General features: G+C 36.4%; 15 protein-coding genes and 2 pseudogenes. 1 reads left to right on the plus strand and 16 read right to left on the minus strand.

All coding sequences use genetic code 11. The features are described 5' to 3' along the window. Positions 1-5: 5 nt before the first annotated feature. From rplT to ACPT8Q_RS06720, 14 genes and pseudogenes are all read right to left on the minus strand, one after another. A complete protein-coding gene (rplT, locus tag ACPT8Q_RS06655) occupies positions 6-359 on the minus strand; it encodes a 50S ribosomal protein L20 (RefSeq protein ID WP_005596075.1) in 354 nt (117 codons plus the stop codon). A 65-nt stretch (positions 360-424) separates the two neighbouring features. Continuing rightward, complete coding sequence (gene rpmI / locus ACPT8Q_RS06660) at positions 425-622, minus strand: 50S ribosomal protein L35 (RefSeq protein WP_005596065.1); 198 nt, start codon at positions 620-622, stop codon at positions 425-427. A 210-nt stretch (positions 623-832) separates the two neighbouring features. After that, entirely contained in the window at positions 833-1,378 is a 546-nt protein-coding gene (gene infC, locus ACPT8Q_RS06665) for a translation initiation factor IF-3 (protein WP_425613348.1), read from the minus strand. 129 nt (positions 1,379-1,507) lie between these two features. Further along, entirely contained in the window at positions 1,508-2,320 is an 813-nt protein-coding gene (locus ACPT8Q_RS06670; RefSeq protein WP_050949219.1) for a D-hexose-6-phosphate mutarotase, read from the minus strand. 74 nt (positions 2,321-2,394) lie between these two features. Beyond that, the gene (locus tag ACPT8Q_RS06675) at positions 2,395-3,840 is read right to left on the minus strand and encodes a sulfatase-like hydrolase/transferase (RefSeq protein ID WP_050949220.1); all 1,446 of its coding nucleotides are present in this window, start codon (positions 3,838-3,840) and stop codon (positions 2,395-2,397) included. Next, positions 3,840-5,519, minus strand: a complete 1,680-nt coding sequence (locus ACPT8Q_RS06680) for a solute:sodium symporter family transporter (RefSeq protein WP_050949221.1) — start codon at positions 5,517-5,519, stop codon at positions 3,840-3,842. Before ACPT8Q_RS06680 ends, ACPT8Q_RS06675 begins: the two co-directional genes overlap by 1 nt. A gap of 417 nt (positions 5,520-5,936) precedes the next feature. Next, positions 5,937-6,191, minus strand: a complete 255-nt coding sequence (locus ACPT8Q_RS06685; RefSeq protein ID WP_005662443.1) for an IS3 family transposase — start codon at positions 6,189-6,191, stop codon at positions 5,937-5,939. A 245-nt stretch (positions 6,192-6,436) separates the two neighbouring features. After that, positions 6,437-7,477, minus strand: a complete 1,041-nt coding sequence (arsB, locus tag ACPT8Q_RS06690; RefSeq protein WP_042600632.1) for an ACR3 family arsenite efflux transporter — start codon at positions 7,475-7,477, stop codon at positions 6,437-6,439. Between the two features lie 92 nt (positions 7,478-7,569). Then, positions 7,570-9,363 (minus strand): arsenical pump-driving ATPase, encoded by a 1,794-nt coding sequence (gene arsA / locus ACPT8Q_RS06695; RefSeq protein WP_202860973.1) that lies wholly within the window; start codon positions 9,361-9,363, stop codon positions 7,570-7,572. Next, positions 9,314-9,736 (minus strand): arsenite efflux transporter metallochaperone ArsD, encoded by a 423-nt coding sequence (gene arsD / locus ACPT8Q_RS06700; RefSeq protein ID WP_005662454.1) that lies wholly within the window; start codon positions 9,734-9,736, stop codon positions 9,314-9,316. Before arsD ends, arsA begins: the two co-directional genes overlap by 50 nt. A gap of 96 nt (positions 9,737-9,832) precedes the next feature. After that, complete coding sequence (locus ACPT8Q_RS06705; RefSeq protein ID WP_005662456.1) at positions 9,833-10,114, minus strand: ArsR/SmtB family transcription factor; 282 nt, start codon at positions 10,112-10,114, stop codon at positions 9,833-9,835. 127 nt (positions 10,115-10,241) lie between these two features. Then, positions 10,242-10,499, minus strand: a pseudogene (locus ACPT8Q_RS06710) (PP2C family protein-serine/threonine phosphatase); the annotation flags it as partial. Then, complete coding sequence (locus tag ACPT8Q_RS06715; RefSeq protein ID WP_050949222.1) at positions 10,499-11,344, minus strand: SIR2 family NAD-dependent protein deacylase; 846 nt, start codon at positions 11,342-11,344, stop codon at positions 10,499-10,501. The gene ACPT8Q_RS06715 and the pseudogene ACPT8Q_RS06710, both read right to left, overlap by 1 nt. Continuing rightward, complete coding sequence (locus tag ACPT8Q_RS06720) at positions 11,341-11,541, minus strand: DNA translocase FtsK (RefSeq protein ID WP_050949223.1); 201 nt, start codon at positions 11,539-11,541, stop codon at positions 11,341-11,343. Before ACPT8Q_RS06720 ends, ACPT8Q_RS06715 begins: the two co-directional genes overlap by 4 nt. Positions 11,542-11,761: 220 nt before the next feature. Between ACPT8Q_RS06720 and rhuM the strand changes: the two genes are divergently transcribed. After that, positions 11,762-12,766: a RhuM family protein gene (gene rhuM / locus ACPT8Q_RS06725; RefSeq protein ID WP_050847951.1), complete on the plus strand. Its 1,005-nt coding sequence runs from the start codon at positions 11,762-11,764 to the stop codon at positions 12,764-12,766. Positions 12,767-12,814: 48 nt separating this feature from the next. On the opposite strand, the gene ACPT8Q_RS06730 is transcribed toward rhuM, so the two are convergent. Both ACPT8Q_RS06730 and ACPT8Q_RS06735 read right to left on the minus strand, forming a co-directional pair. Continuing rightward, a complete protein-coding gene (locus ACPT8Q_RS06730) occupies positions 12,815-13,525 on the minus strand; it encodes an SIR2 family NAD-dependent protein deacylase (RefSeq protein WP_050949224.1) in 711 nt (236 codons plus the stop codon). 3 nt (positions 13,526-13,528) lie between these two features. Further along, a pseudogene (locus ACPT8Q_RS06735) lies at positions 13,529-14,407 on the minus strand (5' nucleotidase, NT5C type). Between the last annotated feature and the right edge of the window lie 49 nt (positions 14,408-14,456).

Consider the following 14,456-nt stretch of genomic DNA (forward strand, 5'->3'; position numbering starts at 1 on the left):
AAAAATTAAAGTGCAGATTTTGCTTTTTCAACTAATGCAGCGAACGCTACTTTGTCGAATACAGCGATATCAGCAAGAATCTTACGGTCGATTTCAACAGATGCTTTTTTCAAGCCGTTGATGAATTTGCTGTAAGATAAACCATTTTGACGCGCTGCAGCGTTGATACGTGCAATCCATAATTGACGGAATTGACGTTTACGCTGACGACGGTCACGATATGCGTATTGACCAGCTTTGATCACCGCTTGGAAAGCAACGCGATACACGCGTGAACGTGCACCATAATAACCTTTAGCAGCCTTAAGAACTTTCTTATGGCGTGCTCTTGCAATAACACCACGTTTTACACGAGCCATTATTTAATCTCCTATGTAATATTTTTCTAAAATGAACTAATCGTACGTTTTGCTTAAATAACGGCTTATGCGTATGGTAAGCAAGCTACTACTAAAACTTGGTCTGCTTTCGCAACCATTGATTTATGACGTAAATGACGTTTACGTTTAGTTGTTTTTTTAGTCAAAATATGACGTAAGTGAGATTGTTTACGCTTGAAACCACCAGAAGCAGTTTTTTTGAAGCGCTTTGCTGCGCCGCGTACTGTTTTGATTTTAGGCATTGTTAAAATAACTCCGCATTTTTCGTTTAAAACAACATAATCAGGCGAACTTAAAAAGTTACTTGGAAGCACTGATCATTTCCATCATAAGGCAAATTAAATTGCCTTTTCAAAAGCAGTTAGGCTGCGTAGTGTGCCCAACATGCAGTTGTCTTTTCATTTAAGTCAAACTTAAACAAAAAGATTTGCTGAGAAATCTCAGCAAAATTCTTATTTTTTCTTCGGAGCTAACACCATTACAGCCTGACGGCCTTCTAATTTACCTGGTGCAGATTCAACGACAGAAATTTCAGCTAAATCATTTTTTACGCGCTCTAGGACATCAAAGCCAATGTCTTGGTGAGCCATTTCACGACCACGGAAACGCACGGTAATTTTTGCTTTGTCACCGTCTTCTAAGAAACGGATTAAGCTACGTAATTTAACTTGATAGTCACCTTCGTCTGTGCCTGGGCGGAATTTAATTTCCTTAACTTGCACAACTTTTTGTTTTTTCTTTTGTTCTTTAGCGGTTTTACTTTTTTCGTAAAGGAATTTACCGTAATTCATAATACGGCAAACAGGCGGTTCAGCATTTGGGCTAATTTCAACAAGATCAAGTTCTGCTTGCTCTGCCATTTCTAGGGCTTGTTGAATAGAAACAATCCCTGCTTGTTCACCATCTTGGTCAATTAAACGAACTTCTTTTACACGAATCTCTTCATTGATACGGTTTGGGCGATTTACTGCCGGCGCTTTTTTTACGGTTTTAATAATCGTATTCCTTCTATTGGTTAATAGTAAAAATCTTTTCGCTAAAAATAAAAGATTTCAAATTTGTTGCCCGCAAGGAACGAGCAAAATCTTGCGAATTCTATAGTATTCACACCACTTATGCAACAAAATTTAGCCTTTAAGCAAAATTTCTACGCTTAAACTTTCGCCAAATTCAAGCAAGTGATGAATGCGAGCAGTTTCTAAACATAACATTGTTTGATAGCCTGTTTCAGTCATTCCACTCGTTTTCTTGTGCCAAGGATTCCAAAGGACAAATTGGCTTGCATTATGATGATGCAGTGCAATCGTACGATTGAAACTTTTATCTAGGATTTGATTCTGCATTTTTTCTGCGGAATAAATGCAATCAACATTTTCAGAAATGTGACGCGGTGACGGAACGTTTTCTTGTTGTTGGTTTAAGCTATTAAAACAAGTTTCAGGTAAACCTTGTACTTCCACTTGATTAATATCCCCAATATTGAAATAGGTATGCAACGCTACTTGTGCAGGTTCTTCGCCATAATGTGTGAAAGTTAAATGACATTTATCTGTGAACACCATTACAATTTTAGCTTCGATAATATTTAAATCAGAAAACAAGTCAAATTCTAACCGCACTTTATGTGCTGAAATATCGTAATGACTCAATTGCCATAAACGAATACGAGCTGTACCGTGCACAGGTTGTTTTACGCCACCAAACCAAGGATAACAAATCGGTACACCACCACGAATAGCATTGCCATTTTCGAATGGTTCTACTTCACTTAACCATAATATATCTTGCTTCGCATTTTGTGGTTGCCAGCTAAGAAGTTGTGCGCCTTGTAAGGAAATTTTTGCTGAGCCAACAGCGTGTTTTAAATGAAGAACTGGAATATTATTATGTTGAACAAGATGAAGTTCTGGTGTCAGTGTTTTTAGTAATGTTGTTTTCATATTTATTCCTATAATTTTAAAGGTTCAGAGATAACAAAGGGCGTATTAGATACGCCCTTAATCTACGACTTTGGTTAAATTTCGTCAATAATTCGATAAACCCAATTTTCCAGTGGGTCATTCAGACGTTTCATCTCAGCATGCATTTCTTCCAACATCTCTTTTTTGATGCTGTTATATTGTGAATCATAGAATAAATTATGCATTTCTTCTGGATCGTTACGGATGTCATAAAGTTCACACACATCGGTCGCATTAAATACGAGTTTGTAATCTTTACGACGCCACATACGTTGTTCAAAATACACAAAATGCCCCGCAAGCTGACCAAGTACACCTTTTCGTTGGTTATCTTGGTGTTGACGCATAATCGGAAGAACGCTCTGCCCTTCAAAACTTTCTGGCACTTTTTGATTGGCTAAATCGAACACCGTTGAAGTTAAATCGTGAAGATAAACAAGGTTATCATCTTCTTGATTTACACGATTAGAGTTTGGATCTTTGATAATCATCGGAATATTGTAGGTGGTATCAAACATAAACTCCCCTTTTTCAATCATTCGATGTGCGCCCATTGCATCGCCATGATCTGCCGTAGCCACCAAGAAAGTGCGGTCATAAATTCCGCATTTTTGAAGATAATTGAATAATTCACCGATCGCATCATCAATTAAGGTAATATAACCCCAGAATTTTATGATGACTTCTTTCCAATGATCTTCGCTCGCCTCCCACATTCCCCACATTTTTGAAATTGTGCGGAAATGCCCTGGTTTGCCCTCTAACGGTGTAAAGAAACTCTTATCAAGCACCACATCTTCTTTTCGATACATTGAATAATAAGGTTCTGGCACGATACAAGGCGTGTGTGGCCCCCAGAAGTTTATCCATGCAAAGAATGGTTTGCCTTCATCTAATGATTCTTGAATATATTTTTTCGCTTCATCAATGATGAAATAAGGGATGGTTTGCTCTTTCGTGCCTGAAAGTAAACCGCAAAGTTCTTGTACTCGTAAATGTGGGTTATCACCAAAGTAGGCACGACTTACTTCTGGGATGTCATACCCCTTTTCTTCTAACCATTTTTTATAACGATTGGAATGTGTTGGCGGTTGGTTGAAGACTAAATTTTTATATACGCCACTACCAGGATAGCCATAACCATCAAAGTTATGCCCTTTAATCCCATAATCTTCAGGTACAGATTTCGTACCTACGTGCCACTTTCCTACAACATAAGTATTATAGCCAGCCAATTTACCGATATTCGGTTTTTCTTGGCTAATTTCGCCTATACCGCCCTTTTCCCCATTTTTAATAATGCCGTGAGAAGACGGCATTAATCCAGTAAAAAGTGAAGTGCGAGCAGGACCACAAACAGAAGCTGGCGTGAAAGCATTATTAAAGCGAACGCCCTCTTTTGCCAATCGATCTAAATTCTGGGTTTTCACAATTTGGTGACCATAAGCCCCCAACATATCTTTACGAATTTGGTCTAATAAAATGTAAATAATGTTCATTATTTCGCCTCTTTATTTCGTACAACAAATAACAGGATAATTTGTAACACCGCCCATACGCCAAGAACCATTGATGGATTACCATTTTCTGATGCCATACCAAGTGGCGAAAGGAATGTGTAAAGTGCGATTAAGCCTAAAATCAAGGATACGCTAGTCACTTTTAAATATTTCCAGTTGGTTAAATCTACGTCGCCTAAGTTTTCTTTGTTTTCAATGTAAGGTTCGCGGCGTAAGAATTGTCCTAAGATGAGCATTAATACAACATCAAATACGAATAATCCGCCCATAACATACACAAAGTTGATTTTGACATTAAACACCCAAACAATGCTGAAATACAAGATAACATGAGCAAGTAAAGCAATACGTGCCGCTTTGCCAGATACGGTTTTGTTAAACATACCCACGGCAAATAAAGCAACGATTGGAATATTCACAAATCCTGCAAAACGTTTAGTGATTAAGAAGATGCCATCTGTACCAAACATGAGTAACGGTGCGAAAATCATAGTGACAATTGCCATAATGGTAGACACTTTTTTCGCGTAAGAAATTAATTCTGCTTCTGACCGCACTTTTTTACTGATAAATGGCAATAAATCTTTGCAGTAAATGGTTGCTGCTGAATTTAAGAATGAGTTAAAGGTACTTAAAATTGCGCCAAATAATGCAGCAATAAAGAAACCTTGTAACCAAGTTGGCAATACTTTGTTTATGAGTAATGGATAAGACGCATCAATTGGATTGATACCTTCGCCTAAAATATGGAAACTCAATAAACCTGGAAGATTTAAAATAATCGGTAAAGTTAATAAAAATAATGCGGCGATCAAAATCCCTTTTTGACCAGATTTTAAGTCTTTTGCACCTAAACAACGTTGTACGATGGCTTGGTTCGTTGTCCAATAGAAAAAGTGAACCACCATAATACCGGTGAAAATCGTTGGCCAAGGTGTAGCGTCGGTTTCACTACCAATCGCATTCCATTTTTCAATATGCGTTGTTGTAATTGTATGTAAGCCTTCAGAAAAACTGCCATCGCCTAAATACATCAAGGAAAAGAATGGGACAAGCAATGCGCCAATGACTAAAATAATCGCGTTAATAGTGTCAGATACTGCCACCGCTTTTAAACCACCCAAAATTGCATAAATCGCCCCAACAACGCCAATGGCAACAACTGTGTAAGTTATTGCAGCACCATAACTTAAACCAAATGCAGTTTCTAAGTTGAAGATTTTATTGAAAGCGATTGCACCTGTGTAAAGTGCGGTTGGAATTACGATGAAAAGATAAAATACTAAGAAAAGCGTGGACATAATCAAGCGAGTTTGACGGTCGAAACGGCTTTCAAAAAACTCCGGCACAGTGGTGTAACCGTTACGCAAATATTTCGGCAGCATATAAAGAGCCAAGAAACAAAGCGGAATAACCGTTGGAACTGTCCAAGCAATCACGGAAAAATTACCTTTATAGGACACCGCATTGACACCGATAAGTTGTTCAGTTGAAAGCGATGTCAGCACCATTGAGCAGCCAATTACTAAACCGCTTAACCCACGCCCTGCCAAAAAATACCCTTTTGAAGATTTTAAATCATCCCCTTTTGTTTTTAACCAAGAAACATACGCAACCACAGTGGTTACAATGAGGAAGCTGAGTATCGTCATAAGCATATATTATTCTCCCATATCGACTAACACAGCATAAAGATAATATAACGCTCTCTAAAGGGTTATGATAATTGTCATATTAAGATTGTGAGGTGGATCACAGAAATCATAATTGAAGATAAATTCAATGGTTTTTATTTTCTGGCAGTTGAAAAAACAATAAAAAATGCGGTCAAAAAACCATAAAAATTATGACCGCACTTTGATCTGCACCCCAAAACCTAGACACCTAATTTGAGGTGCAGATCAAAGTGCGGTGTGTTTTTGTGGCATTTTTACCGCTTTACATTGGGCATAATAAGCACTTTTAGACACCTCAAAAAGCGCACAAAGTCGTTTGATCCAGCGCGATTTTAACGTCGTGACGGCTTGGTATTTTGCCTCTCGAGAGACATTAAAATCGCAATAGCTTTTTTAGAATTAGCTTGTATTCTTCCAATTCTTTGATGCGTTTTCCAACTCGTAAATGCGCTGTTGTTCGAGGGAAATCGGTTTACTGCGGGGTAAGATATAACCTTGATTCTTCGCTTCAATTTGGCTTATCCAACGATGCAATGCTGTTTCACCGATGTCTAATTCTCGACAGGCTTGCGAAACCGAATAACCACGTTCTTGAATCAATCTAACCGCTTCAGCTTTGAACTCCGGTCTGAAAAAACGTCTTGCTCTTTTCATTGTAAAATCCTCTTGTTGAGGATAGTTTTCCACCTATTGAGGACAGTGGGATTAGTATACCACTACACTTCCACCTCCTAATGGGTATAAGAAAAGCCCTGAAGGTTTCCCTTCAAGGCTTATATTATATTTCTTGCTGATTATATAGTACCACAGACTATAGATGGACATTCTAGAACATATATCTGATCTAGCATTTTGTAAATTAACACTACTTGATTGTTGTTAGCAGTTTTAACTCATATTCAACGATTAAATTTATTTTCCATAGAATTGGCAAACTTTACCAAGGATAACATAACAGGAACCTCAACCAGAACACCTACTACAGTTGTTAGCGTAGATCCTGATACTAGCCCAAATAGAGATATAGAAACTGCAACAGACAGTTCAAAAAAGTTAGATGCACCAATCATGCCACATGGAGCTGCAATTGAATATGGTAGCTTTGCTAAATATGCTATGAAAAATGTTATTGCAAATATAAACAAAGTTTGAATTATCAAAGGTATTGCAATAAGGATAATATTTAGTGGCTGATCCAATATCTTCTGTCCTTGAAATGAAAATATTATAATTAACGTCAACAATAATCCCATCATAGTGTATTTATCAAATGCAGGGATAAAAGTTTTATTTAGGTAGTCTTCCCCTTTATTTTTTATGATTATACTTCTAGTTACCATGCTTAAAATAAGAGGAACAACAATAAATAATACAATGGACAATAAAAGTGTTCCCCATGGAATATTTATATCCCCAACCTTTAATAAGAAGCTCACAATTGGTATATATGCAATCAAAATAATTAAGTCGTTACTCGCTACCTGTACTAAGGTATAACCACTATCACCTCTTGTTAACTTGCTCCATACAAATACCATTGCTGTACATGGTGCAGCGCCGAGTAAAACCGCCCCAGCTAAATATTCTGATGCCAATTCCTTATTAATAAATCCTTTATAAATAATAAAGAAAAATAAGGAAGCGATTAAATACATGGTAAGTGGCTTAATGATCCAATTTATAAACCATGTAATAAATAGACCTTTAGGATTTTTTCCTATGTCTTTTATACTCTTAAAATCAATTTTCAACATCATTGGATAAATCATTATCCAAAGTAAAATTGTTGTTGGTATAGACACGTTGTAGAACTCAAATTTTCCTAACCAATCTGGAATAGAAGGAAAATATTTCCCAATAAATATGCCTATTACCATACAAATTAACACCCAAAAAGTCAGGTTTTTCCCAAAAAAACCAATTCCATTTATTTTCTTCATTCCTAAATCTCCTCAACTTTCTCAATTAATTTATGAACCTTACTTTCAATCTCCTTAATGGTTTTTATAAACTCTTCATCATTTTTTCCCCTCTATATCTGATAAAGTCTATCACCACAAAGGTATTCTTTTGTCCATTCAATGACGGCTAGTTTTCCTGAAGTATGATCTAATATCTTGTTAATCCACTTAACTTCTTCATTTGCTTTAGCAGATAACATCTTGTTACTAGGATTTGCTTTATACAAGGATGAATTAACAATCCACCAATTTGTATGAATTGATGCCCTTGTTAGATCTTCTTCTAATCGATATGCCTCATAAAATGGGGTAGCCTCCGCCAAGCTAACGATTAATACTTCTGTCTCCTCTCCCCTTAATCTAGGTAACAAGTTTTTTACAGATTCAGGTACCTGTCCTTGTGTTCTTTGAACTTCTTGATGATAACTTAAAGTTGAGTCTAACAATAACAAGGTATGACCCGTAGGAGCTGTATCAATCACCACTATTTCATCGTCTGCTTTTTCCACGAGCTCTGCAAAAGCTCTAAATACAGCTATTTCCTGTGTACATGGTGATCTTAAATCTTCCTCAATGTAAGCGACATCATCCTCACTCATTGTTTTTCTTGCATTTCCAAGTACTTCATCTTGATATTTTTTTAATTCTTCTTTTTCATCAATATGACTCATAGATATTCCACTTGAACTATCTATCATAAATTTTATATGGTCAGCGGGATCTGTTGTAGCCAGGTGTACCTTTTTACCAAGTTTGCTTAGCTTGAGGGCAACAGAAGATGCAATAGTAGTCTTTCCTACACCGCCCTTGCCCATAGTAAAGATTACTTTTCTATTATTTTTTATAAGATCACTAACAACATCATCTAAATTAAAGAGTTTGCCTTTTACTTCCACTTTTTGTTCATTTATTTGATCTTTCTTAAGGAGATTTCTTATAGAGTCAATTCCAGTGATGTTGTATGATCTCAGGGCAATTGTGTAGGTATCAAACTCAGTTAACATCTCTGGCATATTTTCAAGGGCTAACTTTTGTTTGTTAAATATACTTTCAGATAAGTCATCATCATAATTTTCTAAGACACAATTAATCACTAATATTTGATTTTTTATTCCAATCTCAGATAGCTCCTTTGATGCTCTGGCTACCTCATTAAGTGGTGTTTTATCAGGCCTTGTAACTAATACTAGGGTTGTTAAACTCTTATCTGATAAATTTTCAACTGCCTTTTTATAGGTTTCTTTTTTAGTCTCTAATCCTGATAACTGCCCTAAACAGGATGCTCCATGCGTACTTTCACTGATAAAATCACTCCAAGCAGAAGGAAGCTGTAACATTCTAAGGGTATGACCTGTAGGTGCTGTATCAAATATAATATGGTTATAGTCTGTATTGAGCTTAGAATTTGTAATGAAATTAGAAAACTCATTAAAGGCAGCAATCTCTACTGTACAAGATCCAGATAGCTGTTCTTCCATATTCTCAATAACAGAATCAGGCAATTTGCCCCTAAAAGGTCCGACTACACTTTCTTTATAGTTATGTGCCGCTTCCAATGGATCTAGATTGATTACTTCTAAATTATCTACTCCTTTAATTGGCTTTGCTTTACCGTCTAATTCTGTTTCAAAAACATCTTGAAGATTTGAAGCAGGGTCTGTACTAATAAGTAGTACTTTCTTTCCTTCATCTGCTAAAGCCACTGCTGTTGCACAAGCTGTAGATGTTTTACCAACACCTCCCTTGCCTGTGAAAAATAGATATTTAGTTAATTTAATATTTGCAAGATTAAATTCCTTCATAATAAATCCCACCTTAGCAACAAGAGCTATTATTTCCACAGCACCCTTGATTTGGTTCTTCATCTTCACTACAGCAAGAATCATTACCTGAAGAACAACAGCTATTTTGGTTACTACTTTCAAGATAATCTTTAGCGATTTGTAAAAGTTCCATTATTTCTTCATTCTTTGGATATCTGCCTTCTATGACTATATCGTCGTCCACAAGGATTAATGGCAGCCTATCGATTCCATTTTTATCCAAAGCATCTTTTACCTTGTTATTATTGATAAATGCCATTGGTTCACTTGATAAATTGTATCTTTCAATAGTGATACCATTTTTCTTCAAGTTGTTAATTACTGTTGAAATACGTACGAGTTCAGGATCGACATTAACTCCGCAAACACCTGTATCACAACACATAGCTGGTTCATAAATTGACATTCTTTTCATTTTTTACCCCTTTCTTCAATTTTTTGAATTAAACATTATTAATGCATCAACTTTTTTTGATGTGAAGAGTATTTTTTTAGTTACCCTTAAAGGTAACTAATTTCTTGCTGTAGATGATAAAAACATCTGTATTATTTTTTGTCTTCCTTGTTCAGATATCGTGTAGTAAACCCACTTGCCTTCTTCTCTTGCTGTAACAATTCCTGACTCTATCAATATTTTCATGTGGTATGACAAGCCTGATTGCGTTAAATCTAGTTTTTCTAGTAAAACACAGGCACATTCTTCCCCATTTTTTAATAAATCTAATATCTCTAGGCGAATCGCCACTGAAAAGGCTTTAAATATCTTTGCAGTTTTTACTAAATCTCTGTTCATAAAAGCTCTCATATCAAATTATTTTGATGTGTTTGTTGTATCACTAATTGTTCTTATTGACAAGTCTTATTTCGTGAGATATTAAAAATGCTTCAGGATAATCTTGTCATCTTATATTATTGTAATTATCGTAGATCGTTTGGCGACTTAGGCTTTCCATTTTGCTTAATAATTGCATTACTAACTTGTTCGCTTTTTCAGGTCGGTTGCTATTGGAAATACCATCTGCCACGCCCACAATAAAGTGCGGTCGGTTTTCAAGACGTTTTTCAGTCGTTTTGAGTTTATATTGAAACACCGCCTCACCATTAAAAAGGACATCTTGGTTGTGTCGCTTGTTGCTACCAATTTGTTGGCAGAAGGTAATTTCGCAAAAATTTTCCATTATTCAACCGCTTGTTGAGAAGGATTTAGAAGACAATCAATCGCTTTTAGCGCATCTAACGCTTTCATTTCGAGACTTAAAAAGTACATTTTCGGCACGCCTGCATCTTGTGGGTTAATACGGATAAATCCCCCTTTTTTTGCTTTCGCCGTACGCTCAGAAAATCGACGCACAGTTGGAATGGCTTTCCCAGCTCCCAGTTCGATGACGACGAGATTTTGCACTTCTTTTAACCACGATTCTAACCGCACTTTTTTAAAATCCTGATATTGGCTTGCATAACTCCAATCATTAAACATTAATACATTTTGACGAGCAAAGCCCCCACAATAAGGACAAGGTGGTTTTTCACTGGTTAAACATAAGTTTTCATTATCCACGATAGGTTGAAAACTTGATGCAGACCAACTTAATCCTCGACAATTATTGACACACTGGAGACGATCCAAAGTACCGTGTACTTCATAAACATGGCTATCATCAAAACCAGCCTTTTGAAAATGCCCATCCACATTACTGGTAAAAACAAAATATCCATGAGATTTAGCTCCCGCCCAGCGTTTTAAAATCTGATACCCTTCGTGAGGAATAGTATTTCGGTATTGAACTAATCGATGTCCATAAAACCAATAGGCAAGTTCCTGATTATGCTTATAAGCTAGTGGTGTCGCGATGTCTTCAAAAGATATATTATGTTCTTTAAACATAGGATAAGTATTCCAAAATCCACCAACGCTGCGGAAATCGGGCAGCCCAGAATCCACGCTCATACCCGCACCAGCTGTAATTAAAATGCCATCCGCTTTGCGAATAAGTTCTACTGCATAATTTAAATCATTTTTCATAATACTTTTCTCTGTCTATTTTTCATTGGTGAAATAATACCCGCTTGTTCCAACTGTTCTAAAATTTGTTCAGCTCGATTAAAACCCAACATAAATCTGCGTTGAATCATCGAGCAAGATGCAACTTTTTGTTGTTGCACATATTTTTTTACATCCTCAAAAAGTGGATCTCTTGCCATAATTACTTTCATTGCCATGATTTGCTCCTTTTTCTTAATTAAAGGCTTTTATAAATATGTAAGAAGTAAAGAATTTCTCTTTATGGAAAAATTATATGAAAGGATGCGACAACTTGTGTCGTTTGCGAATGTTGAAAGCAGTTATTTTTAAAAGATCTTTTACAAATAAGATTATCCTTATTACAATATGTATATTTATCTGGTTATATATACATGTAAATTTGTTAAGGAAAAGAATATGAATCATCAAAATCCGATTGAAATTTACCAAGCTCAAGATGGCACAACGCAAGTAGAAGTGAGATTTGAAAATGACACCGTTTGGCTAAGTTTACAGCAAATGGCTGATTTATTTGGGCGAGATAAGTCAGTTATTTCACGTCACTTACGCAATATCTATACTGATGGTGAGTTAAATAGAGAAGCAACTGTTGCAAAAAATGCAACAGTTCAAATTGAAGGCAAAAGACAAATTAATCGAACAATCGAATACTATAATCTTGATGTAATTATATCTGTCGGTTATAGAGTTAATTCTATTTTAGGTACTAAATTTAGAATTTGGGCAACTGCACGTTTAAAAGAATATCTGACTCAAGGCTATGCCATTAACCAAAAACGTTTACAGCAAAATGCTCACGAATTAGAACAAGCACTTGCACTTATTCAAAAAACGGCAAATTCAGCGGAATTAACGCTAGAAAGTGGTCGTGGATTAGTGGATATTGTCAGCCGTTATACGCATACGTTTTTATGGCTACAACAATATGATGAAGGTTTACTTGCCGAACCACAAACACAGCAAGGCGGTACATTACCGACTTATGCTGAGGCTTGTTCTGCACTAGCAGAGTTAAAATCACAGCTGATGGCAAAAGGTGAAGCAAGTGATCTCTTTGGACGTGAACGAGATAACGGCTTATCTGCGGTTTTAGGCAATTTAGATCAAAGTGTATTTGGTGAACCCGCTTATCCAAGCATTGAATCAAAAGCGGCACATTTACTTTATTTTGTGGTCAAGAATCATCCTTTTTCAGATGGTAATAAACGTAGCGGCGCATTTTTATTTGTGGATTTCTTGCATAGAAATGGGCGTTTGTTGGATCCGAATGGGCATCCAGTTATCAATGATACAGGGCTTGCAGCACTCACTTTATTAGTTGCTGAATCAGATCCGAAACAAAAAGAAACACTCATTAGGCTTATTATGCATATGCTTAAACATAAGCAAGATCAGCAATGATAAATAGCGACCGAAGTCGCTATTTATTTAAAAAGTGCGGTTGTTTTTCTATAATTTTTTAATTTTCTCCAATAACTCGGCGACCACTTTCGGTACGCCCTCACCTGCTTTTTCTTTTATTGCAATCACTTTCTTACGGACAAATCCTGTATTGGGATTAGGATCGATCAAATAGATAAATGAACCATATGGAGTAAGATTTACCAATCCATTAGCTGGATAAACCTGTAATGACGTGCCAATGACAATCACAATATCTGCCTTTTTCACTAACTTTTCTGCTTTAGGAAACATGGGTACATTTTCCCCAAAAAAGACTATATGTGGACGCATTGGATGACCGTGATTATCCTTATCCTCTAATAGTTGATCACCCAAACATGGAACAATGTAATCGGTATTAAAACTACTGCGAGCTTTGTTCAGTTCACCATGTAAATGGAGTACGTTAGTACTTCCCGCTCGCTCATGCAAATCATCCACATTTTGAGTGATTATATGAACTTCATAAAACTCTTCCAACTCAACCAAAGCCAAATGTGCTGTATTAGGCTCTGCAGCTTGAGCATTACGACGTCGTTCATTATAAAACTCCAATACTTTTGCACGGTTTTTCTTTAAGGCTTCAGGCGTGCAAACTTCTTCTATTTTATGTCCTGCCCACAAGCCATCTTCTGCTCTAAAAGTAGGAATGCCACTTTCAGCACTAATGCCTGCGCCAGTTAATACCACGCAAATTGGTTTATTTTTTACCGTCATTTTTCACGCTCCTTTTTGTCCTAAAATTTCATCAATCTGTCTATCTCTAGTCATCATGCCAGATATATTCCCCGCTTTATAAAGGGGTTGATAAGTATAGCTTTCAATATGCAAGAATGGCTTCTCTGAAAGGCATTGGAAATATTGTTTTAGCAGTGATTTTGAGCGTAATAACACGTCATTCCGCTTGAATATGAGCACTCATTGCTTCAATACGTATTTTAAATTCATCACTGAGATAAGGACTGATAATTAAATAGACTGTTTTCTGTTCGGTTGTTGTTTCATTCGCATAAACACATGCCAAATTAAACACTTGCCATTTATAGCGATCTGCAAAAGCACCAATGACTCGGCTTTGCTCCTCATTTTCAACTTGCACAAGGGCGGCTGACTTTTTCAAACAATCTTGCAAAATATCACTTGGTGTAAAAGGCCCACAGCCTAAGTAAGATAAAACGCAATTCCAATTAGTAAATTGTTCTGTACCAAAATGAACATGTTCGCCTTGAAATTTGCCAGCACCATTTTTAGTGCGATCATCAATTAAATAATCGCCTTGGTTGAGATTTTTATGATGGGATAAAATCAATCGTTTGTATAAGGCTGAACCTTTTTCTTCACCGAAATAATGTTGAATCCATTTTACTTTATCACTCCACGCCGATGGATTATGCCAAGGGGCGGTAGAAAGTGCGTAAATATGATATTTCTTCATCAATTTATGCACACATTCGGCATTGGCTCCATTAAGCTAAAAATGCCCTCAACTTCATCATATCGCCCCTCATACTCTTGCTTGGTTTTTTCATCTAATTTTGCAATACCAGACGGAAAATCAACCATCACATTATCCATATCAATGTACACAATCTGGTTCATTTGAATGTCCTCTCTTCAGATAGATTTATCATAAAGCGCAAAGCGACAA

The sequence above is a fragment of the Haemophilus sp. HN_Hi10 genome, from assembly GCF_049821985.1.
Taxonomy (GTDB): Bacteria; Pseudomonadota; Gammaproteobacteria; order Enterobacterales; family Pasteurellaceae; genus Haemophilus; species Haemophilus influenzae_D.